The 19,485-nt window shown below is 66.1% G+C and carries 15 protein-coding genes and 1 tRNA gene; 3 read left to right on the top strand and 13 right to left on the bottom strand.

Going from position 1 to position 19,485, the window contains the following annotated elements; genetic code table 11:
• Positions 1–3: 3 nt before the first annotated feature.
• From terL to ASG11_RS04170, 4 genes are all read right to left on the bottom strand, one after another.
• Entirely contained in the window at positions 4–1,449 is a 1,446-nt protein-coding gene (gene terL, locus ASG11_RS04185) for a phage terminase large subunit (RefSeq protein WP_055775554.1), read from the bottom strand.
• Positions 1,442–2,017, bottom strand: a complete 576-nt coding sequence (locus ASG11_RS04180; protein WP_156363634.1) for a DUF5681 domain-containing protein — start codon at positions 2,015–2,017, stop codon at positions 1,442–1,444. The genes terL and ASG11_RS04180 overlap by 8 nt, the downstream gene beginning before the upstream one ends.
• A 57-nt stretch (positions 2,018–2,074) precedes the next feature.
• Positions 2,075–3,415 (bottom strand): site-specific DNA-methyltransferase, encoded by a 1,341-nt coding sequence (locus ASG11_RS04175; protein ID WP_201781269.1) that lies wholly within the window; start codon positions 3,413–3,415, stop codon positions 2,075–2,077.
• Between the two features lie 966 nt (positions 3,416–4,381).
• Positions 4,382–4,473, bottom strand: a tRNA-Ser gene (locus tag ASG11_RS04170).
• 258 nt (positions 4,474–4,731) lie between these two features.
• Here ASG11_RS04170 and ASG11_RS04165 point away from each other — a divergent pair.
• Positions 4,732–5,520 carry a DUF1134 domain-containing protein gene (locus tag ASG11_RS04165; protein WP_055775549.1) on the top strand — a complete coding sequence of 263 codons (789 nt, stop codon included), beginning with the start codon at positions 4,732–4,734 and terminating at the stop codon, positions 5,518–5,520.
• Between the two features lie 114 nt (positions 5,521–5,634).
• Complete coding sequence (locus ASG11_RS04160) at positions 5,635–6,051, top strand: DoxX family protein (RefSeq protein WP_055775547.1); 417 nt, start codon at positions 5,635–5,637, stop codon at positions 6,049–6,051.
• A 7-nt stretch (positions 6,052–6,058) separates the two neighbouring features.
• On the opposite strand, the gene ASG11_RS04155 is transcribed toward ASG11_RS04160, so the two are convergent.
• Together ASG11_RS04155 and ASG11_RS04150 are read right to left on the bottom strand one after the other, a co-directional pair.
• Positions 6,059–7,159, bottom strand: coding sequence for an FUSC family protein (locus ASG11_RS04155; protein WP_236697370.1), 1,101 nt, complete (start codon positions 7,157–7,159; stop codon positions 6,059–6,061).
• Positions 7,160–7,181: 22 nt separating this feature from the next.
• Positions 7,182–8,507, bottom strand: coding sequence for a dihydroorotase (locus ASG11_RS04150; RefSeq protein ID WP_055775543.1), 1,326 nt, complete (start codon positions 8,505–8,507; stop codon positions 7,182–7,184).
• Positions 8,508–8,660: 153 nt separating this feature from the next.
• Here ASG11_RS04150 and ygfZ point away from each other — a divergent pair, with 153 nt between their 5' ends.
• Positions 8,661–9,374: a CAF17-like 4Fe-4S cluster assembly/insertion protein YgfZ gene (gene ygfZ / locus ASG11_RS04145; RefSeq protein WP_055780244.1), complete on the top strand. Its 714-nt coding sequence runs from the start codon at positions 8,661–8,663 to the stop codon at positions 9,372–9,374.
• A gap of 185 nt (positions 9,375–9,559) precedes the next feature.
• Here ygfZ and ASG11_RS04140 read toward each other — a convergent pair whose 3' ends face one another.
• The 7 genes from ASG11_RS04140 to ASG11_RS04110 form a co-directional block, all read right to left on the bottom strand.
• Positions 9,560–10,873 (bottom strand): UDP-glucose dehydrogenase family protein, encoded by a 1,314-nt coding sequence (locus tag ASG11_RS04140; protein WP_055775540.1) that lies wholly within the window; start codon positions 10,871–10,873, stop codon positions 9,560–9,562.
• 671 nt (positions 10,874–11,544) lie between these two features.
• Positions 11,545–12,684 (bottom strand): OmpA family protein, encoded by a 1,140-nt coding sequence (locus tag ASG11_RS04135; protein ID WP_055775538.1) that lies wholly within the window; start codon positions 12,682–12,684, stop codon positions 11,545–11,547.
• 123 nt (positions 12,685–12,807) lie between these two features.
• Complete coding sequence (locus ASG11_RS04130) at positions 12,808–13,311, bottom strand: DUF2793 domain-containing protein (protein ID WP_055775535.1); 504 nt, start codon at positions 13,309–13,311, stop codon at positions 12,808–12,810.
• A 12-nt stretch (positions 13,312–13,323) separates the two neighbouring features.
• Positions 13,324–15,483 carry a phage tail protein gene (locus ASG11_RS04125; RefSeq protein WP_055775534.1) on the bottom strand — a complete coding sequence of 720 codons (2,160 nt, stop codon included), beginning with the start codon at positions 15,481–15,483 and terminating at the stop codon, positions 13,324–13,326.
• 250 nt (positions 15,484–15,733) lie between these two features.
• Positions 15,734–16,114 (bottom strand): peptidoglycan endopeptidase, encoded by a 381-nt coding sequence (locus tag ASG11_RS04120; protein WP_443024433.1) that lies wholly within the window; start codon positions 16,112–16,114, stop codon positions 15,734–15,736.
• Between the two features lie 17 nt (positions 16,115–16,131).
• Entirely contained in the window at positions 16,132–16,941 is an 810-nt protein-coding gene (locus ASG11_RS04115; protein WP_055775528.1) for a DUF2163 domain-containing protein, read from the bottom strand.
• Between the two features lie 225 nt (positions 16,942–17,166).
• The gene (locus ASG11_RS04110; protein WP_055775525.1) at positions 17,167–19,461 is read right to left on the bottom strand and encodes a DUF2460 domain-containing protein; all 2,295 of its coding nucleotides are present in this window, start codon (positions 19,459–19,461) and stop codon (positions 17,167–17,169) included.
• Positions 19,462–19,485 lie beyond the last annotated feature (24 nt).

Genomic DNA, 19,485 nt, shown 5'->3' with positions numbered 1-19,485 from the left:
TTTTCAGAAGCGCGGCCGCCGTGACGGTCTCGGCACGTAAAGCATCCGACCCGTTTCATCACGCTCCGCCAGGATTAGCCGGGCATTTTTGAGATAATATTCCAGGAACTGTGTCAGCGTATCGACCTGATCGTCTTGACGCCCGAACGGGAATGCCCGCAGCTCGCGTTGAAACTCGTGCAGCCACGGCGCCTCGCGCGGGAGAACGCACAGACCAGCTTCGAGCTGGCCCGTGACGCCGATCAAGCGCGTTTCCTTATCCTCGGTGACTTTCCACATCAGCGGACGAAAATCACCGCTCGACCGAAACTCCTGCCACAGTGCCTTGCCGGTACCCGCGTCCTCAATGATGACTCTGTCGGGTTTCCATTCGCGACGCTGGCGAACCACCGCGCGTTTCAGATCGGGAAAAGCCAAACGCTCGCGCAGGACATGGGCCAGATACCATTTGCCCTCCAGGAATCCCCAGGTCGTGCAGACCGAAAAATCGGCCGTCGGCTCATCGCTGAGGCCCGTGTCCCAGCTCTGCACGACCTTGTAAAAGCGGTCTCGCTCGATCGGCTCGTCATATGTGCCGAACCACTCCAATCGAATGAGGTTGCCCTCGGGCGCGACCGGGTTTTGTTGGAATTGCGATGAGAACACTTGGGGTCCGAGATTCCGGCGTTCGATCTCGAGCTTCTCGCGCGTTTGTCCGGGCCGATCGAGCAGATCGCCAACCCGGCGACGATGCATTATGCCACGACCTATCGGTATATCTTCGTCACGCTCGGCGATCGCGGGAAGACACAACTCCCGGTAGCCCTTGTTCATCAGATGCGCCGGCAGATCATCTTCGTGCAATCGCTGCGAGATGGAAATGATCGCGCCTCCACCAGGAGAGTTCAGGCGAGTGGCGAGCGTGCCATCGAACCAGGCCTTGGCCTCCTCCCGCTTCGCCTCGCTGCGCGCATCGTCCGCCTTGAGGCAATCGTCGACCAGGATGATGTCGGCGCCGTAGCCCGTCACCGTCCCACCGACGGAGACGGCCTTTCGGCCGCCCCCCTTGGTGGTGACAAGTTCGAGTACGCGGTTGCCGTCGTCCGCGATGCGTGTGTTTGGAAACAGGCGCTTGTACCAGTCCGTCTGCATGATCGCGCGACACTGGCTGGCATGGAGGCGGGCGAGATCCTGACTGTACGTGGCCACCATGATCCGCAGGGTCGGATCGCGCCCCAGCAAAAAGGCCGGCAACGCGACCGAGGCCGCGATCGACTTCAGGTGCCTGGGCGGCACGGTGATGATCAGGCGCGAGCCCGATGTATCGCTTGCCTCGATCAGCGCGTGAGAAATGGCCTTGAGATACCAGGCCATCTCCAACGGTTTCGCGGTCGCGTGCAGATCACCGTAAACGCGCATTAGGAACAGCTCGAAATTCTGGCGCATGCCAGCGGCGAGGGCCTCATTCATCGCCCGCTCCTTCGATCAAGCTCTTGCGAAGTTGGGCGAGGATCGCGCGGTCATGCTCGTCCATGTCCATCGGTGACAATGGTACGCCACCCTTGACGATCGCGAGGTCGGGCACACTCTCCTGATAGAGATGGAAAAGCAGCGTGATAGCCCGGAGATTACCCGCGAATGCCTGTTCAGCGAGCTTGTGAAGCATCGCTTCCACCTTGTTCATGCGCTTAAGACCGCCGCCAGTGCGCACCGCGACCTTTTCCGTTAGCAGCTTGCGCGCGAGGGCCTTCAGGCCCTTGGCGCCCTTCGGTCGTCCCTTGGGATTTCCGGATTGCCCCTTTTTAAAGCGGTGCGCCTTGGGTGGTTTGCCATAGCCGACGCGATCACCCTTTGACGGCATTTCGGATTGATCATCACGAGCGAGTGGGGTTTTAGCGAACGGATCGTCGTCGTCATTTTCAGGAGCAGGCGTTGGGATCGGACGCCGGGTGCGAGCGCGCACCACCAGATGCGCATATGGATCGATATCCGGCTCGGGGCTCGAGCGGGTGGGCAGCTTTTTTGGAACGATGGTCATGAGAATTCTCCAGCAAAATGTGTGCTGGCGGGCGACATCACCCGCCAGCATGAGGGATCAGTCGACGCTTTCGTGGTCGCGCGAATGCTCGGCGGTCTCCGCCTCGGCTCGGCGCTCCGCGACTTGAGCGAACGTCTCACCGGTGGCCTCCAGCACGGCTTCGAGCCCGGTCATCGCCTCCCAACGTCGGAGCGCGACATCAATATATTTCGGCTCGATCTCTATCGCGTGGCAGACGCGTTTCGTGCGCTCGCAGGCCAAGATTGTCGACCCGGAGCCGGCGAAGGCATCCAGGACGATTTCTCCGGGCTTGCTGACATCCCGAATGGCTTCCGCCAGTAAAGTCGTCGGCTTTACGGTCGGATGATCGGCAAGGTCTTGATCTCGCGAAGATCCGAAGCTATTAGCGCCTGGTGCATTCCAGACATTAGTCCGGTACCTGCCGTGTTTTCCGAGTTCCACGTTGTTGGTGTGCGGCGCGTTCCCATGCTTCAATACTAGAACCAGCTCGTGTTGACTGCGCCAAAGGCTACCCATCCCGCCATTGGACTTAACCCAAACGCACAGGTTCATGTGCTTGAGGCCGGCCTCCTTGCCGGCGGCCATGAGCTCCGCAAGGTGCGCGTGATCCATGAACGCCATGACAATCGCGCCATTCGTTAAATGCAGCTTCATGTTGGTGAGGTATTGGGTGTTGAACGCGACGAACTCGGATGAGGACATCTCCCCCGAAGCCATGGCAAACTCGTCGTGACGCGAGCTGCCAGAGACGTGGCCGTTTATTTTCACGTTGAACGGCGAATCCGTCAGCCCCATCGCGCCCGATCGCCCGTTCATCAGCGGCACCCAGTTCAGCGGCTCGAGCGATGAACCGCAGAACAGCCGGTGCTTTCCGAGCAACCACGTATCTCCCAGACGCGCGGCCGGTGTCGCCGGGGGTGTAAGCAAATCGTCGCTATCTTCGTCCGCAACTGTCGGATTACCCTCAAGCACGACATCGATCTCGCCGGTACTCCATCCGAGCAGCTCGATCGGCACCTCGCCTATCTCGATGATGGCGTTCAGCTCGATGCGGAGCAGATCCGCATCCCAGGTCGCCGCCTCGGCCAAGCGATTGTCGGCCAGGCGATAGGCTTTTACCTGCGCCCGGCTCCAATTGTCGGCGACGATAACGGGAATCGATGTGATCCCCAGCCGCCGGGCCGCATCGATCCGAGCATGACCGGTAATCAGCACGCCGTCGGGATCGACGAGCACCGGCAGGGCGAAACCAAAATGCCCGATCGACGCCATCAACTGGGTGATCTGTTTCTCGGAATGTTTTCGTGGGTTGTTATCGTACGCTTTCAGGGCGTCAGTAGGCCGGTACTCGATCGGGCCAAGGCGTTGGTCCATCATAGCCTGCGCGTTATGTAGAATCTTCGCTGGGCTTGCGGGTGGAAGTACTTTTGTAGGTGAACGTTTCATCGCATTGTCTTTCGTCTTCGGAAAGGACAAGCGGGTGAACAGCATACGCGCGTGGTCACACGCCCGCCTATCCAGTGGATATTCAGGCTAACACGACCGCGTGGAACAAAATTGCGGTCGTTGTGATCCAGATGCTGCGCTAGCTAAAAGAGCTTCTGCTGCTTCAGGGTGCAAAGTTTCCCTCACACAAATGCTTTTTACGAACACGAGAACTTTGCGTCAACAGTAAAAATAATAACCCATAAGTTTTGCGCAAACAACAAGTACGAGATTTTATGTCAATCGGACTTTCGAGCTCAACCTATTGTTCGTGTTTGCTTTAGCGCGGATGTTCACTGAACCGCGTTGAAATCGCCCTGATGTCGGTTGAAAATTCCCTGTTATCTCGTTTAGGGAATTGGCGTTCCAAGCTCTTGGAAAATCGGCTTTTAATTCGAACAAAGACCTCGTCCGATGGCGCATTTCATTCGATTTCGCTGTAAAAGCGGCGTTATCAGGGATTCTGGCCCTGTAAAAAACAGGCCGTTCTGCTGTGCTTGGTCGACGGCGAAACAGAGCTTGAGCTCACTTGGGGGACTAGAATCTTGACCTCTTTCAGCTCGGTTCGAGATCCTTCAAATGAAAAATGGCGCGGGAATCACGCCATTTTTTTAGGTCTGAACGTCAGCTCACCCTCGGAATTATTGGCTTGTTCACGGCGGCAAGGGGGCGGTTAATTCGCGCCAGTGCATTCGGTACCGAACGCCTTCGCTGCGGAGAAAAATTTGGAGAATTGAGTACTTTTGGTTTTTTTCTGACTCTCCGCAGTACCAAGCCAAAATCGAAACGCGCGAATTCGCGCCATTCTCGTCGCCTTTTCGCGAGAAAATCTTTGCAGTTCAATATGTTAGGACTTGCTGGCGGAGACGGAGAGATTCGAACTCTCGGTACCCTTTAAGAGGTACGACGCTTTAGCAAAGCGTTGGTTTCAGCCACTCACCCACGTCTCCGGACCTGGCGGCAAGCGGCGTCTATAGCGGTGCCGTGGCGAAGGATCAACGGGGTTTGGCAGGGGATTTGCGCGCCGCCGCGCAGGGGATTTACGCGCCCCCCCCCGCGCAAGGGCTCTACGCGCCATCACGCATCGGCTGCGCACGCCACCTCCGATGTCATCCGGCGCAAAAGCGACTCGCCCTGCCGCGCGGTTCATTGCCGGGCAAGCTAAGCGGGCGCTACGTTGGCGGAGCGAGGGCATGCTCTTGGGGGGAATGAAGATGCGCAAGGTTGTTTCGACGCTGCTGCTGGCTGCGCTCATGCTCGGCACTGGGCCGGCCATCGCGCAGGATAGCGTCCGCACGATCGATCCCAACCAGGCGATCGACGGGGATCTGGGTCGGCCGCAGGGTCGCACGCCCGCCCCGACATATCCGGCCCCGGCCCAGACCCAGTTGCCGATCCCGAACCCGCCGCCCGCCTATCCGGCCTATAGCCAGTCCACCACGCCCGCCCAGGTGCCCGCGCAACAGCAGGACGCCGCGCGCGACGGTGCCAACGCCGTCGCCGCGAGCAGCCAGACGTTCGATCGCCCGGAACTGCTCGCCGCCGCCGAGGGCGTGTTCGGCAAGGGCACCGCCGGTCTCGCCGGGATGCTGGAAAAGATCCTGAAGGATCAGGGCCAGCCCAACGCCTATGTCGCGGGGCGCGAGGCGGGCGGGGCGTTCGTCGTCGGCCTGCGCTACGGCAGCGGGCAGATGTTCCACAAGATCGAGGGCGAACAGCCGGTCTATTGGACCGGTCCGTCGGTCGGCTTCGACGTCGGCGGCGATGCCAGCAAGGTGTTCGTGCTGGTCTACAACCTCTACGATACCGAAGAGCTCTACAAGGGCCGCTTCGCCGCAGGCGAGGGCCGCTTGTTCTTCATCGGCGGGTTCGCCGCGACCTATCTGCGCAAGGGCGACAAGGTCGTCATCCCGATCCGGCTCGGCGTCGGCTGGCGGCAGGGCGTCAATCTCGGCTATATGAAGTTCAGCCACAAATCGAACTGGTTTCCGCTATAGCGCAGCGCTGCGCGGCTACGCCCGCGCGAAAAGCGCAAGCTCGGCCGGCGGGCAAGGCCCGGCCGACGACGTGGGCTTTGCCCACGTCCGGATAAGCGCCTACGCTCGCGCCCGATGACCCTCACCCCCCGCAAAGAACGCCTCCGCACCACGCTCCGCTGGCTGCTCGCCGCGATCTACCTGATCGCCGGCATCGCGCACCTGTCGATCCCGCACCCGTTCCTGCGCATCACCCCCGCCTGGGTGCCGTTCCCCAAAACCGTCATCGCCCTTACCGGCATCTGCGAGGTCGCCGGTGCGATCGCGCTGTTGACGACTCGGCTGCGCTGGTGGGCGGGCGTGCTGCTCGCCGCCTATGCGGTGTGCGTCTACCCGGCCAATGTGAAGCATGCGATCGATCAGGTGCTGGTCGCGCGCGAATTGCACAGCCTGTGGTATCACGTGCCGCGCCTGCTGTTTCAGCCGGTGGTCGTGTGGTGGGCGCTGTTCGCCGGTCGCGTGACCGACTGGCCGTTCGGCAGACGCGCTTGAGAAACCTTCACGAACCCCGGCGGAAGCGGTCCGGCAGTGGTAAGTGCCAAAGCAGCAGCACCGGCACGAGCAGCGCCATCCCGATCAGAATGCTGGTCAGCCGGTCCAGCGCCGGCCGGAGCGCGGCGTTCGCATAATCGTCCGGCACCAAGGTGACCAGGATCGCCAGCGTGAATTGCAGCCCGACATAGGGCGGCGACATCCGCCCGTTCTCCAGATGCCGCCCGATCAGCACGCCGAGGCAGGTGCCCGCGATCAGCACCGGCGCGCTGCCATGCGCGACGAACAGGATCGCCGCCGCCAGCGCACCGCCGCCCAGGCACCCGATCGTGCGATGCAGCAGCCGGCGGCCGACCGGCACCAGCCCGCTTCGGCCCAAGCCGGCGACCGGCACGATCATCACCGCCAGGATCGTCACGCCGGCCTGCTCCAGTTCTGGGATCCCCACCAGCGCATGCAGCGCCGGCAGCAGCGCCAGCGCCCCCCCGGCCTGCGCGACGTGGCGGGCGGCATGCGGATGCCAGCCGATCCGTTGCGCCACGGCGGCGCTCGATCCCGGCCAGCGCCGCCGCGCGGTCAGGGTCGACAACAGGCTGACCGCCACGCAGGCCACCGTCCCCGCGCAGACCTCGAGCAAGCGCGTCTCAGCGAAGGCGATCGTGTCGAGCGCGGGATGCTCCAGCTTGTCGAGCAGGATCATGACGAAGGTCAGCCCGAACAACAGCCAGGCATAGGCCCGCCGCGCCGTCAGCATCCCGTACAGTCCGATCGCCCCCACGATCGCCACGGCGAGCGAAAGCAGCGGCAGGGATCGGAGCACATAGGGCATGACGAGCAGCGCCAGCCCCGCCCCCGCCGCCGTGCCGGCGATCCGCATCAGCCCGCGCAGCATCGTCTGCGACACATGGCCGCGCATCAGCACGAAGCCGGTGAAGGCCGCCCAGGCGACGCTCTTCGCGCCGATCAGATGGGCGAGCGCGATGGCGAGCAGGACGGAGGCGACGCACTCGATCTCGTCGATCATGCGCGGGCCCGGCGTGACAAACGTCACCAGTGCGTCGCGCATCCGGTTGGCGGCGCGCAGCAGCGGCGCGCGAAGACCCTCCATCACGTCGCGGCCAACCGTCCGATCAGCCGAACTCCACGCCCTCGAAGCGGATCGGTTCGCCGATCGCCGCGTCGGCCAAGGTTCCGTCCCACATCACACGGTGCCCGCGCACGATCGTCCCGATCGGGCGGCCGGTGATCTCCATGCCCGTGAACGGCGACCAGCCGCTACGCGACGCCAGCCAATCGTCCTCGATCGTCCAGCGCGCCTTCAGGTCGACGATCGAGAAATCGGCATCATAGCCGACCGCGATCCGCCCCTTGCCGGCGATGTTGAACACGCGCTGCGGCCCCGCGCTCGTCAGGTCGATCACCCGCGCCAGCGTCGTGCGCCCCGCCGCCACATGGTTCAGCATCAGCGGCAGCATCGTCTGCACGCCGGGCATCCCGCTTGGCGAATCGGGATAGGTCTTGCCCTTTTCCTCCAGCGTGTGCGGCGCGTGATCGGATCCCAGGATATCCGGCACGCCCTGGCGCAGCCAATACCACAGCCCGTCGCGATGCGCGCCGGAACGGATCGGCGGGTTCATCTGCGCCAGCGTGCCGAGCCTCGGATAGGCTTCCTCGCCCGCCAGTGTCAGATGCTGCGGAGTCACCTCGCACGTCGCGATATCCTTGTTCGCGCCGAGCAGTTCCAGCTCCGCGGGCGTCGTCACGTGCAACACGTGGATCCGCCGCCGCGCCGCCCACGCCAGCGCCAGGATGCGCCGCGTCGCCAGCAACGCGCTCTCGTCGTCGCGCCACACCGGGTGCGAACTGGCATCGCCCGTCACGCGTTCGCCGGCGCGCGCATTCATCCGCGCCTCGTCCTCGGCATGGATCGCCACGCGGCGCGAGCCCGACGCCAGCACCTCGGCGAGCGACGAATCCTCCGACACCAGCAGGTCGCCGGTCGAAGCGCCCATGAAGATCTTCACGCCCGCCGTCCCGGGCAGGCGTTCCAGCTCGGCCAGGTCGGCGGCATTGTGATTGGTCGCGCCGACATAGAAGGCATGGTCGCACCACATCCGATGATGCGCGCGCAGCAATTTGTCCTGGATCGCATCGGCCGAATCGGTGTTGGGCTTGGTGTTCGGCATTTCGAACACCGCCGTCACGCCGCCCAGCACCGCGGCCCGCGCGCCGCTCTCCAGATCCTCCTTGTGAACGAGGCCGGGCTCGCGAAAATGCACCTGCGTGTCGATCACGCCGGGCAGGATATCGAGGCCGGTGCAATCGATCGTCTCGCCCGCATCGCCGCTTGCGCCGATCTCGGCGATCTTCCCGCCGCGTATGCCGACGGTCGTTTGCGCCGGGCCGCTCGGCAGATGGACGGTCCCGCCCGTCAGGATCAGATCGAAGGTCGCCACTACACACTCCGTTCGGGCTGAGTTCGTCGGAGCCCCGTCCGTCTTCCGCGCCCGCCGCGGGAGAAGAACGACCCCAGTGCGACGCACGAACAGGCGGCGACACGCTTGGGGCGAACGGGTGACAAAGGTTCGTGCCGTTCCTACCTGTTGATCATGCCCGAAACCACCCCAGCAACGACCTTGGCCGACCGCGCGCTGTTACGCATCTCCGGCGAGGACGTGCGCGGCTTCCTGCAGGGCCTCGTCACCGCGGATACGAACGGACCGCTCCCCGCTTGGTCCGCCTTACTGTCTCCGCAGGGCAAGGTACTGTTCGATTTCCTGCTCTGGTCAGATGGCGACGACATCCTGGTCGATTGCGAAGCGGACCAGGCCGAGGCGCTTGCCCGCCGCCTCTCGATCTACAAACTTCGCCGCCCGATCATGATCACGCGCGATGAGAGCCTCGCGGTCCATTGGTCGAAAGATGCTGGCCAAGGCACGCCCGACCCCCGCTTGCCCGAGCTCGGTAGCCGCTGGATCGCCCCGGCCTCAGGCCCGGCAACCGGCTGGCCGGCCTATCGCCTGGCGCTCGGCGTCACCGAAGGCACGGCGGAACTCGGCAGCGACAAGACGCTCTGGCTCGAATGCAACGCGCGCGAACTGCACGGCGTCAGCTTCACCAAGGGCTGCTATGTCGGCCAGGAAAATACCGCTCGGATGAACTATCGCAGCACCGTCAACCGCCGCCTCGTCGTCGCTCCCCTCACCGAACCGAGCGACCGCACCCGCATCACCTATCCCGATCTCGGCCTGATGGTCGATCACCGCCGCGTCGATGCGCTGGGCGATGCGATCATTCCGGACTGGATGACGCCGGCGCTGTAGCGACACCCAAACTGCATCTTTCGCGCTGAGCCTGTCCAAGCACGTGGCCCAACACATGCCCATAACGAACTCGGATCCGACCAACCACACTGCCGTCATGCTGAACTTGTTTCAGCATCCATCGGGCCACGGGCAAAGCCATCACAGCAGGCGAGATGGAACCTGAAACAAGTTCTGAGTGATCCTCAGCGCCCGATCGAACTGTAAGCAAACCCGGCCTTCTCCGCATCCGCCGGCGGATAGATGTTGCGCAGGTCGATCATCACCGGCGCGTTCATCGCCGCCGCCACCCGGCGCAGGTCGAGCGCCCGATATACGTCCCATTCGGTCACGATCACCACCGCATCGGCACCTTGCACCGCCTCATAGGCGTCGCGGCAGTACGCGATCTCGGGCATCATCGCCTTTGCCGCGTCCATGCCTTCCGGGTCATGCCCGCGCACGGAAACGCCGGCGTCGATCAGGCTCTGCACGATCGACAGGCTCGGTGCGTCGCGCATGTCGTCGGTATTGGGTTTGAAGGTCAGGCCGAGCACCGCGACGGTCTTGCCCTTGGCCGGAGTCGGCCCGTCGCCACCCAGCGCCTTCAGCACCTTGCGGCCCATCGCGCGTTTGCGGTTGTCGTTCACCGACACCACCGCCTCGACGATCCGCACCGGCGTCTCGTAATCCTCCGCGGTCTTGAGCAGCGCCAGCGTATCCTTGGGGAAGCACGACCCGCCATAGCCGGGCCCGGCGTGCAGGAACTTCCTGCCGATCCGGTTGTCCAGCCCGATGCCACGGCTCACATCCTGCACGTTGGCGCCCACCGCCTCGCACAGGTCGGCGATCTCGTTGATGAAGGTGATCTTGGTCGCGAGAAACGCATTGGCCGCGTATTTGATCAGCTCGGACGTGCGCCGTCCGGTGAACATGATCGGGCTTTCGTTGAGGTAGAGCGGGCGATAGACTTCGCGCATCACACCCTTGGCGCGCTCGTCCTCGGTGCCGATCACGATCCGGTCGGGCCGCTTGAAATCGCCGATCGCCGCACCCTCGCGCAGGAATTCCGGGTTGGAGACGACCGCGACCGGATGATCCTTGACCAATTCGGTCATGATCTCTTCCACCTTGTCGCCCGTCCCCACCGGGACGGTCGACTTGGTCACGATCACGATCGGCCCGGTCACCGCCTCGGCGATCTCGCGGCTCGCGGCGAACACGTAGCTGAGGTCGGCATGCCCATCGCCACGGCGCGACGGGGTGCCGACCGCGATGAACACCGCATCCGCGCCGGCGACGGCGGACTTCAGGTCGGTCGTGAAGGTAAGCCGTCCGGCCGAGACGTTCGCCGCGACCAGTTGCTCCAGACCCGGCTCGAAGATCGGCATCTTGCCCGCCTCCAGCGCCGCGATCTTGCTCGCATCCTTGTCGACGCAGATCACGTCATGCCCGAAATCCGAAAAGCAGGCGCCCGATACCAGGCCGACATAACCAGAACCGATCATCGTAATGCGCATCGTCAAAAGCTCTCTTGTCATGGGCGGCGCTGCCCGGTTGCGTCGCTCTAGCTCAAGATGCGGCAAATGCCAGCCCACGGACCGAAACGGGTCTCGTTCGCAGGCGCGGCGACGACGGCTCGACGCACGACGGATATGATATGGCGCGCACGTGCGCCCGGCGATCGGACGCCCCGGTCGATCGTCGCTATCTCCGTTCGGTGTCCGACGAGATCGAGCGGTATCGAGGCGCCTCGGGCCGCGGCACCAACCGAGGCCACCGATCAATCGGTTGGCGCTTATCGCTATCCAGGCTCACGCAAAGGCGCGAAGAAGGCGGCTATAGGTAGCGCGTAGACGCAGGATATACGGAGCTGCTCCGCGCGCGCAGCGCGCTACATATTCGGCGCTCGATGACGACGGGCCACTGTCGGAAATCTTCGCGCCCTGCGCCCCCGCGCGACCTCTCATCTTCCTTCTTCGCGCCTTCGCGTGAACCCAACCCGCCGATTGCTGAATGGTGATCCGGCCTGACAGCTTGTGTCCGGGATCAGCCTCGAGAGTATCGCATACGCATCACGGATGCAGGCCGACGACCTGCCGTCAGCGCCTCGCCCACCACCGCCGGACAAACAAAAAGGGAGGCCGGCTTGCGCCGACCTCCCTCATGTTCGTGCCTTGCGGCGTCGAGCTTACTGGCCCGAGCCAGGCCCGTACTGGATTTCCACACGACGGTTTTCCAGCTCGCGAACGCCATCGGCGGTCTCGACGCGGGGACGGCTCTCGCCGAACGCCTGGGTGGTAATCACGCCGTCCGGGATCGCATGGGCGGTGAGATATGCCTTCACCGAGTCCGCGCGACGCTGCGACAGCGCGACGTTGTAGGCAGGAGCGCCCGATTTGTCGGCGTGGCCGGCCAGCATGACCTGCGTGTTGCCGCAATTCTGGTACTGCGAAATCGCACCGTCGAGCAGCGAGGCTGCCTGCGGGGTGATGTCCGACTTGTCCCACTCGAAGAACACGATGTACGGTCCAGGAGCGCACACCACTTCCGGCGGCGGAGGCGGCGGAGGCGGGGGCGGAGGAGGCGGAGGGGGCGGAGGCGGAGGCGGCGGCGGAGCAGCCGGTTCGCCGAAGTTGTAGGTCAGACCACCCAGGATGCTGTGCGTGATCATACGACCATTGACCAGACGACCCGAGACGTCGACCAGATTCGCCGTCATCGTACGGAAGTAGCGATACTTCAGCGAGACATCGACATGGTCGCTGAGCGGCGCGCGGACACCGGCAAGACCCTGATAGGCGAAGACCGTATCGGAATCGTCGAGGAACGAACCGTTGGTGTTCAGGGCATACTTGCTCGCCTTGACACGCGCAACGCCGACACCGCCGCCGACAAAGCCCTGAACGCTGTTGTCGTCGCCGAAGTCCAGCAGGCCGTTCAGCATGAAGCTGAGGGCCGAAGTGCGACCGCCGGCATAGTTGTAGCTGCCAGCAGGCGTGTTCACCAGCGTGGTGCGGTTCGCTGCATACGACGGCGTCGTTGCCGTCGAGGAGTAACCATCGACCGTCGCGGTGCGATAGCCGACTTCGGTCTCGATGCGGACCGGGCCGAAATCGTACCCGATGACGCCGTCGACGTCATACCCGTAATTGTGGTCAACCGATGCAGTGCCATTGCTGGAGGCAGCAATGCCATGAAGGTCGAACTTGATGTCCTCTACGATCATCGCGCCACCTTCGACGCCCACGTACCACGTTTTATCGCGGGCGAGGGCTGGTGTGGCGAGAGCAGTGGAGGCAAGCGCCATGGTGATGGCAAGCTTCCGCATAAAAATCCCCTTTCGTCGTTGTCACTCGGACAGCGCAAACTCCCTACTCAAAGGTTGGTTTCCACGCAAGCGCGCAAATTTTGAACGCTGTTGCCGATCCGCAACATAAAGAACGGGATTTCGTCAGGTTTCGATCAGGCCATGGCCCCGCAATGCCGCCAGGATCGCGGCGATCGCGGCACGCGCTTCGGCGTCGATCGTGCCGCCGCCCGCCGGTCCGGCGATCGCCGCCCGCCGCCCGCCGAGCACCTGAACCCCACCGATCGTCACGCGCGCGCCGCGCAGCTCGCCGAGTACCCAGCCCCCGCCCGAATATCGCGCGATCTCAGCCGCTTCCTCGATCCACACCGCCAGCCCCTCGAACGGCACGACGAACCGCCAGCCGCCGTCGGTCCATCCCGCCAGTTGCCCGGCCCGGCCCGCCCACGCACCGGCCGCCGCCGGGCCGATCACCCACGCCTGGCCGGTCACCGGCGCGGCCGGCGGCGCGTTCGTCCCGAACGCCACCGCGCCGGCCTGCGCCACCAGGTCGATCAGCGTCAGGGCTTCGTTATGGGACGATTCTTTTTGCGCCTGGCCCGGGCGAATCGTCGGCAGGCCCAGCCTGGCGGTCGCATCGTCGTTCATCGCGTCCTCCTCTCAAACAGCCGGCAGAAGTATTTCTACCGGCGGCGATTCGCCGTACGCGCCCACCTGCCGCACGGTCGCGGTGGCGCCGCCGCCGAGATCGGCCGCCGCAACGACGATCTCCGCCACCGCCGTCTCGGTCGTCCGCGCGCCACCCGGCGCCGTTATCGTCACGCGATACGCCTCGCGTTCCTCGGCCAGCGGCGCATCCACGCCGTCGATCCAGCGCCACCCCGATCGGCTGCGCCGAACCCAGCGCAGCACGGCGTCACCTCCGGGCAACACCTCGGCGCGCAGATGCACGGGCGAGGGCGGCAGCACCGAAATACCCCGCAGCGCGGCATCGGTCTCGACCGGCCCGGAAACGTCGCCGATTCCGCTCGCCAGCACGCGCACCGTTCCGCCGATCGCCGACAACGGCAGATCGATCGTCGCGACCGTATCGGCCGCGAGCAGCACGAAGCGGTCGCCGGTCGCCTGCGTGCCGATCGCGGCCTCCGTCCCGCGCCGCCCGCGCCACAGTTCCGAAAGCCGCCAGCGCCGCGCCCCGATCTGCGTCGCCACGCCGAACTGCAGCAGTTCGTCGCCCGCCAGAGCGACGTTCGCGCCGGCCTCCAGCGCGCGCGCATCCGCGCCGACCAGCGCCATCTCGGCATGTGCAAGCTCGATCTCGAAACTGGCGACCCGATCGACGATGCTCGACGGCCCCGCCCCCGGCACGCTCGCCAGCGTGCCCAGCGTCGCCACGCCCCTGCTCGCCCCCGCCGCCTGCCACACCGCGCCGTCATCGAGACTGTAGAGCAGCGCCGCCCGCCGCCAGCCGCTCGCCGTCCCCGCCGCCGCAATCGTCAGCCGAGGCGCGCTCAGCACCGCATCGTCGAGCGGCGGGATCTCGAACGCGTGGAGGATCGTCGTGCCGGCCAGCATATCGGGTGACGACAGCACCCGTCCCGGGCTGGCGCTGGCCGGCGCGCTCGCCGCCGCCAGCCGCACGCAGCCGAGCTTCACCACTTTGTTCTCGAATGCCCAGCTCGTCACGCGGTACACGCCGGGCGTGCCACGGATCGTCACGCACGCCCCCGGCGGCACCGCCAGATCGCCCCAGCCCAGCGCCAGCGTGCGCCGCTCGCGCCCCGCCTCGCCGCGCGCGATCAGCGCCTCGGCCAGCGTCTTGGCCAGATCGGCCGATACCGCCGCCGGCAGCTCGATCCGCTCCTCGCGCCGCCCCGGCCCCGGCCGCCGCGCGCGCTGCACGCCGGTCTGGTAATCGCGCGCCGGATCGTAATGCGCCACCGTCACGCCGACCGGCACGGTCTCGATCGCCGCCACCGACCGGTCGCCGATCTGCCCCTTCGCGCCCGATCCGAACCCGTCGTCGCGCAATTCGGCCACCGGCGTCGGGGCGCTGCGCATCCGCAGGGTCGCCCCCTCCGGCGCGAACCACGCCCCGCCCGCCGCCGCCAGCATCTCCAGCACCGACCGCGTATCGCCATACGCCGCGAAGCCCGCCAGCAGGTCCGCGCCGTCGTCCGCCACCACCAGACCGTCCGATACCTCGCGCACGATCGCCCCGATCCTCACCGCGCCGTCGTCGCCGATCACCTCGAACGTCAGCGACGGGATGCGATTGCCGTAATCCGCCAGCTGCAGATCCTCGAACACCGCATAGGCGATGCCGCGATGCGCCGGTGCCAGCCCGCCTTCCGCCGCCGCGATCAACGGATCGACCGCCTGATCCTCGCCGCCGGTGTGCAACCGGAACCCGGTCGCGCTCTTGAAGTCCCCCGCCGCGCCGCGCAGCAGGTTGCCGTCCGCCCAGATCCGCCCGACATCCCGGATCGGCCGCCCCGACAGCGCCACCGCGAACGACGCCGAATAGCTGTAGCTCGCGACATCCGGCTGCCCCTTGCCGGCGCTGGTCGTCGACCTGCTCTCGCGCAGATCGGTCGCCCAGATCACGCAGCCGCCGATCCGCATCGTGCCGAACACGTGGCCGATCGGCGTGCCGTAGGACGACGTCTGCACCGCCAGTTCCTGCAATCGCGGCCCCTCGCGATCGCCGGGCTTGAACAGCACGTCGCGGTCGATCTTCTGCCCGATCAGGCTGCCGATCGCCGCCCCCACCGGCCCGCCGATCACCCCGCCGACCGCCGTCAGCACCAACGTCGCCATGCTGCTCCCCCTCTATATTGCCTGATTATTTTCGGTCCGACCGTCCGGCAATTATCTCCCGCGACACGTCCACCCAGCGCATCCCCGGCGAAGGCCGGGGCCCAGTTGGAACACAGGAGTGACCGGGCGCTGCGCGACGTAACATCGACCTCCGCGACTGGGCCCCGGCCTATGCCGGGGAAGCACGATCGTTACATTGGGATAGAGGACAGCTGGTTCGGCCAACGGGCGAGCCATCCCGGTCGCAGTATCATTCCTCGGCCACCCCCCACGCCGCCACCAACGGCCACGGCGCCGGATCGGGCCGCTCGACCACGCGTCTCAGCATCGCATCGGCATGCACGAACCCGCCCGCGCTCTTGATCGCGAGATGGAATTGCGCCGGCCCCGCCGCGAACAGCATCAGGTCGCCCGGCAGCGGCACATCCACGCGCACCAGCGCGCGCGCATCGATCAGCGTGACGACATCCACCGCCGATCCACCGCGCAAGGCATAGCCGCCGGGTATCTCGCCCGCGCACCCCGCCGCCCGCATCGCGAGGCCCGCCAGCCCGACACAATCCAGCCCGAACGCCGGATCGCGCCCGTGCAGACGGAACTTCGCCCCCACCGCGCCCTGCGCCGCGGCCACGGATTTCTCGCGCCCGCTCATGCCCCCGGATACCGCGTCAGCAGGTCGATCCCCGGCAGATACGGTTCGCCGCGAAAGTTGGCGACGTTGCCGAACCGCGCCGCACACGTCGCCAGGCTCTTGTCGCAGCCGTGCGACAGCTCGACCAGATCGCCCGCCGCGACGCTCAGCGCCGGTTCCGCCCGCACCGTCACCGTCGCGCCGGCGGATGCCGAGATCGCCGCGCTCAGGCCCGAATTCGCTCCCGAGAACCACCGCGCCAGCCCCCCGGCATACGCGCCCGCCTCCGGCTCGTCCGCATCCAGCGTCACCACCCGCTCGGTCACCGACAGCACCCGCGCGAACCGCCGTCGCCCCGCCATCGCCACCCGACAGCGCCGGTCGCCCAGCTCGGCGCGACATTCGGCCGACGTCTCCTCCCCTACCGGCCGGTCCAGCGCCGCACTCACCCCGCGCAGTTCGGCGGAGAAGCCCCCGTTTTTGGTCTCGACCGCCCCGATTACCCCCTCGCCAAGATCGACACGACCCTCGCGACCGGTCCAGTCCACCGCGAAGATCCGCACCCGCGCCCCGTCCCAGCGCCCGGCGAGCAGATCCGCCTCCGTAATCGCCGCCGAGGTCAGCGCTCCCGAAACGTCCATCGTGTCCGCCTCGAGCCCGTCGCTGCGCTCGATCGCCGACGGCGTCATCCCCGGCGCGGCGCGGTGCACCAGCCCACCGATCGCGAGATCGCGGTCATGATCGGTCAGCCCGATCACCACCCCATCCCGCCGCTCGATCCGCCAGCACAAGGCGATCGTCGTCAGCGCACCGTCCAGAAAGGTCATGACAATTATTCCTGAAGCCCTCTCCCGTTCTTCACGGGAGAGGGTTGGGAGAGGGCCTTCTTCTACTTCAAGAAAGGTAGTTCACGCGAAGGCGCGAAGGCGCGAAGAGGTCGCACAAAGCCTGCGCGTCAGCGCAGCAAAAACCGCGAGATGAAAAGCTGCCGCACCCAAAGCCGCAACACCTTCGCGCCTCCGCGCCTTCCTTCGCGCCTTCGCGTGAAAACCCTATTCTTCCCGAACCTCGACCAAAGGCACGCTGGCCGCCGCCCCCGCCAGGAACGTCGCCCGGTTCACCGCCAGCCCGTCCTCCGCGAACCGCACCGGCACATCGAACGCGAAGCCCGCCGTCACGACCACGCCCGCCTCCGGCGCGACATCCAGCGCGACGAACCCGCCCGCCAAAACGGTAAAGCCGGCAACCGCCACACCCCCCACCGCCACCTTCACGCTCCCCGCGACCGGCCGTGTGATCCGCCGCGTGCTGTCCCCGTAATGCTTGACCAGGGCGAAGCGCACGGTCGTTCCGTCCCCCACGCCAAGACGCTGATCCAGCGCACTCCCCGCGCCCGAGGACGCATCGAACGGATCGCGCAGGCGGAACCCGCGCGCCGGCCCCATCCGCGCGCGAAAGAAGTCCAGCAACGCCGCGATATCCGCCTCGGATCTGATCCCCGGCCCGACATCGTAGCGCGTCCGCGCCGCCGCCCAGCCCGCATTGCGCACCTCGTGCCCGCCCGCGCTGGTCAGGATCGCGGTCGAGAATTCCGGCATCACCTCCGCCTCGCGCCCCAGCGCCAGCGGAAACAGCACATCGTCGAACGCCTCCACCGCATCCTCCCCTCCAAGTTCGAAATGCACGAAGCCGTCGCGCACCACCTGCGGCAGCGCCCAGACGAAACTCCGCTTCACGCCGCGCGCCCGCGCCGCCTCCGCCGCCGCCGCGATCTCGCGCCACTGCGCGGACTGGTCCGGCCGCAACACGAAGCCCGAGAAATAATGCTGCTCGTTCGCCGGATAGCCCAGCTTCGCCTCGGCCAGCCTGACCCCCTTCGCGGTCGACGCGCTGTCGCCCGCCACCACCCAGTCGTAATCCTCCAGCTGCAGCACATCGAAGGCGGGCTTCGCCCAGCCGACCGGCAGATTGGCGCGCTTCAGCTCCGGCGCCGCCGCATCCAGCACGGTCGGCAGATAGGCGAGCAGATGCGTCTCGCACCCCGGAGCCGCCGCCTTGGCCGCCGCCGCCAGCGCCGCCGTCGAATCCGACAGCAGAGCCCCCGCCGCATCCAGCACCGCGATCTGCGCCACGGACAAAGCCTCCCGCACGTTCGGGATCGCCACCGGATCGCCCCCCAGCGCCGCCTTCGCCGCATCGTCGTACAGGCACGGCCGCCCGTCCGGCATCACCCACCACCACGGCTCGCCGATCTGGAATTTGGGGGCCAGCCCCGCCGCCACCGCGATCCCCATCACCGCCACGGCCACCGCGCGCAGATACGCCATCGCCCCGGCGTGTGCCGGCGACAGCAGGGCGGACGGCGGCACCCATCCGGTCAGCCCCGGCGAACCATCCGCCGCCCGCTGCTTCCAGTCGCCCCAGCAATGCGCGTCGAACAGTTCGTACGACAGCGACCAGATGATCTCGTAGCCCAGCGCCTGCGCCCGCGCCGCGAAGTCGCGCTGCCACGCCGCCGCCGCGACGTTCAGCGCGCCGCCTGCCAGGCTCACGAAGAACCCGCCGGACGCCGCCTCGAGCCGGAAATAATGGCTCATCCCCAGGTAATGCACGATGCTCCCGCGATACCCCAGGTGCAGCGCGTTGCGCAGCAGTCGCGCCGGCGTCAGGTGATAGCTGTCGTCATAGCCGCTGGCGATGCACAGCCCGTGTTCCGGCACCACCACATCGCCCACCGCCAGCACCGCCCCCGGCCCGGTGCAGAGGATGTCGGACAGGTCCACTTGCGCCTCGACCGGCGCGGCCAGCGCCGCATCGCTCCCGCTGAACCCCTCGGGCACCAGCGACACGAACATCCGGTCGACATCCCCCGCCCATACAGGGTCGGCCTCGCCCGGCAGCAGGAACCCGCCATCGAGCCGCGCGAAATCGATCCGCACCGTCGCGTCGGTGGGCGTGCCCACCGCGTAGTTCCACAACCGCACGTACCAGGCCCGAGCCACGCCCGCTTCGTCGCGCCCCTCGATCGTCAGCACCGGCCCGTTGATCGCATCCAGCGCCAGCACCCCCGAAGACCGCCAGCGGAAACTCAGGCGGCACCCGCGAAAGTCCCGCGCCGTCTCGTAGCGCAGCAGCGGATGATCGTGCCGGTCCTCCGCCTCCCAGATCAGCCCGGCCAGATCGTCCTGTTTGTAGAACACCGCATCCACGCGCAGCGCATCCGCCGCGGTGGTCGTGACGGCCGCCATCATCGGCCGCGGAAAATTCACCGTCCAGAACCGCGCATCGAACCGCGAGACGAAGCCCTCCGCCTGCACCGTCCGCTCCCGAGCCAGCCAGAATGCCATATCTAAAAGCCCTTTCCCCTCGGG

Origin of the sequence: Sphingomonas sp. Leaf357, assembly GCF_001423845.1 — a bacterium.
Classification (GTDB): domain Bacteria; phylum Pseudomonadota; class Alphaproteobacteria; order Sphingomonadales; family Sphingomonadaceae; genus Sphingomonas.
This window is presented reverse-complemented; position numbering and strand designations above follow the sequence as displayed.

Bases quoted from the DNA above. Each gene is read 5' to 3' on its own strand.
- terL (WP_055775554.1), bottom strand. From the start codon at position 1,449: ATGAATGAGGCCCTCGCCGCTGGCATGCGCCAGAATTTCGAGCTGTTC.
- ASG11_RS04180 (WP_156363634.1), bottom strand. From the start codon at position 2,017: ATGACCATCGTTCCAAAAAAGCTGCCCACCCGCTCGAGCCCCGAGCCG.
- ASG11_RS04175 (WP_201781269.1), bottom strand. From the start codon at position 3,415: ATGATGGACCAACGCCTTGGCCCGATCGAGTACCGGCCTACTGACGCC.
- ASG11_RS04165 (WP_055775549.1), top strand. From the start codon at position 4,732: ATGAAGATGCGCAAGGTTGTTTCGACGCTGCTGCTGGCTGCGCTCATG.
- ASG11_RS04160 (WP_055775547.1), top strand. From the start codon at position 5,635: ATGACCCTCACCCCCCGCAAAGAACGCCTCCGCACCACGCTCCGCTGG.
- ASG11_RS04155 (WP_236697370.1), bottom strand. From the start codon at position 7,159: ATGGAGGGTCTTCGCGCGCCGCTGCTGCGCGCCGCCAACCGGATGCGC.
- ygfZ (WP_055780244.1), top strand. From the start codon at position 8,661: ATGCCCGAAACCACCCCAGCAACGACCTTGGCCGACCGCGCGCTGTTA.
- ASG11_RS04140 (WP_055775540.1), bottom strand. From the start codon at position 10,873: ATGCGCATTACGATGATCGGTTCTGGTTATGTCGGCCTGGTATCGGGC.
- ASG11_RS04135 (WP_055775538.1), bottom strand. From the start codon at position 12,684: ATGCGGAAGCTTGCCATCACCATGGCGCTTGCCTCCACTGCTCTCGCC.
- ASG11_RS04130 (WP_055775535.1), bottom strand. From the start codon at position 13,311: ATGAACGACGATGCGACCGCCAGGCTGGGCCTGCCGACGATTCGCCCG.
- ASG11_RS04125 (WP_055775534.1), bottom strand. From the start codon at position 15,483: ATGGCGACGTTGGTGCTGACGGCGGTCGGCGGGGTGATCGGCGGGCCG.
- ASG11_RS04115 (WP_055775528.1), bottom strand. From the start codon at position 16,941: ATGACCTTTCTGGACGGTGCGCTGACGACGATCGCCTTGTGCTGGCGG.
- ASG11_RS04110 (WP_055775525.1), bottom strand. From the start codon at position 19,461: ATGGCATTCTGGCTGGCTCGGGAGCGGACGGTGCAGGCGGAGGGCTTC.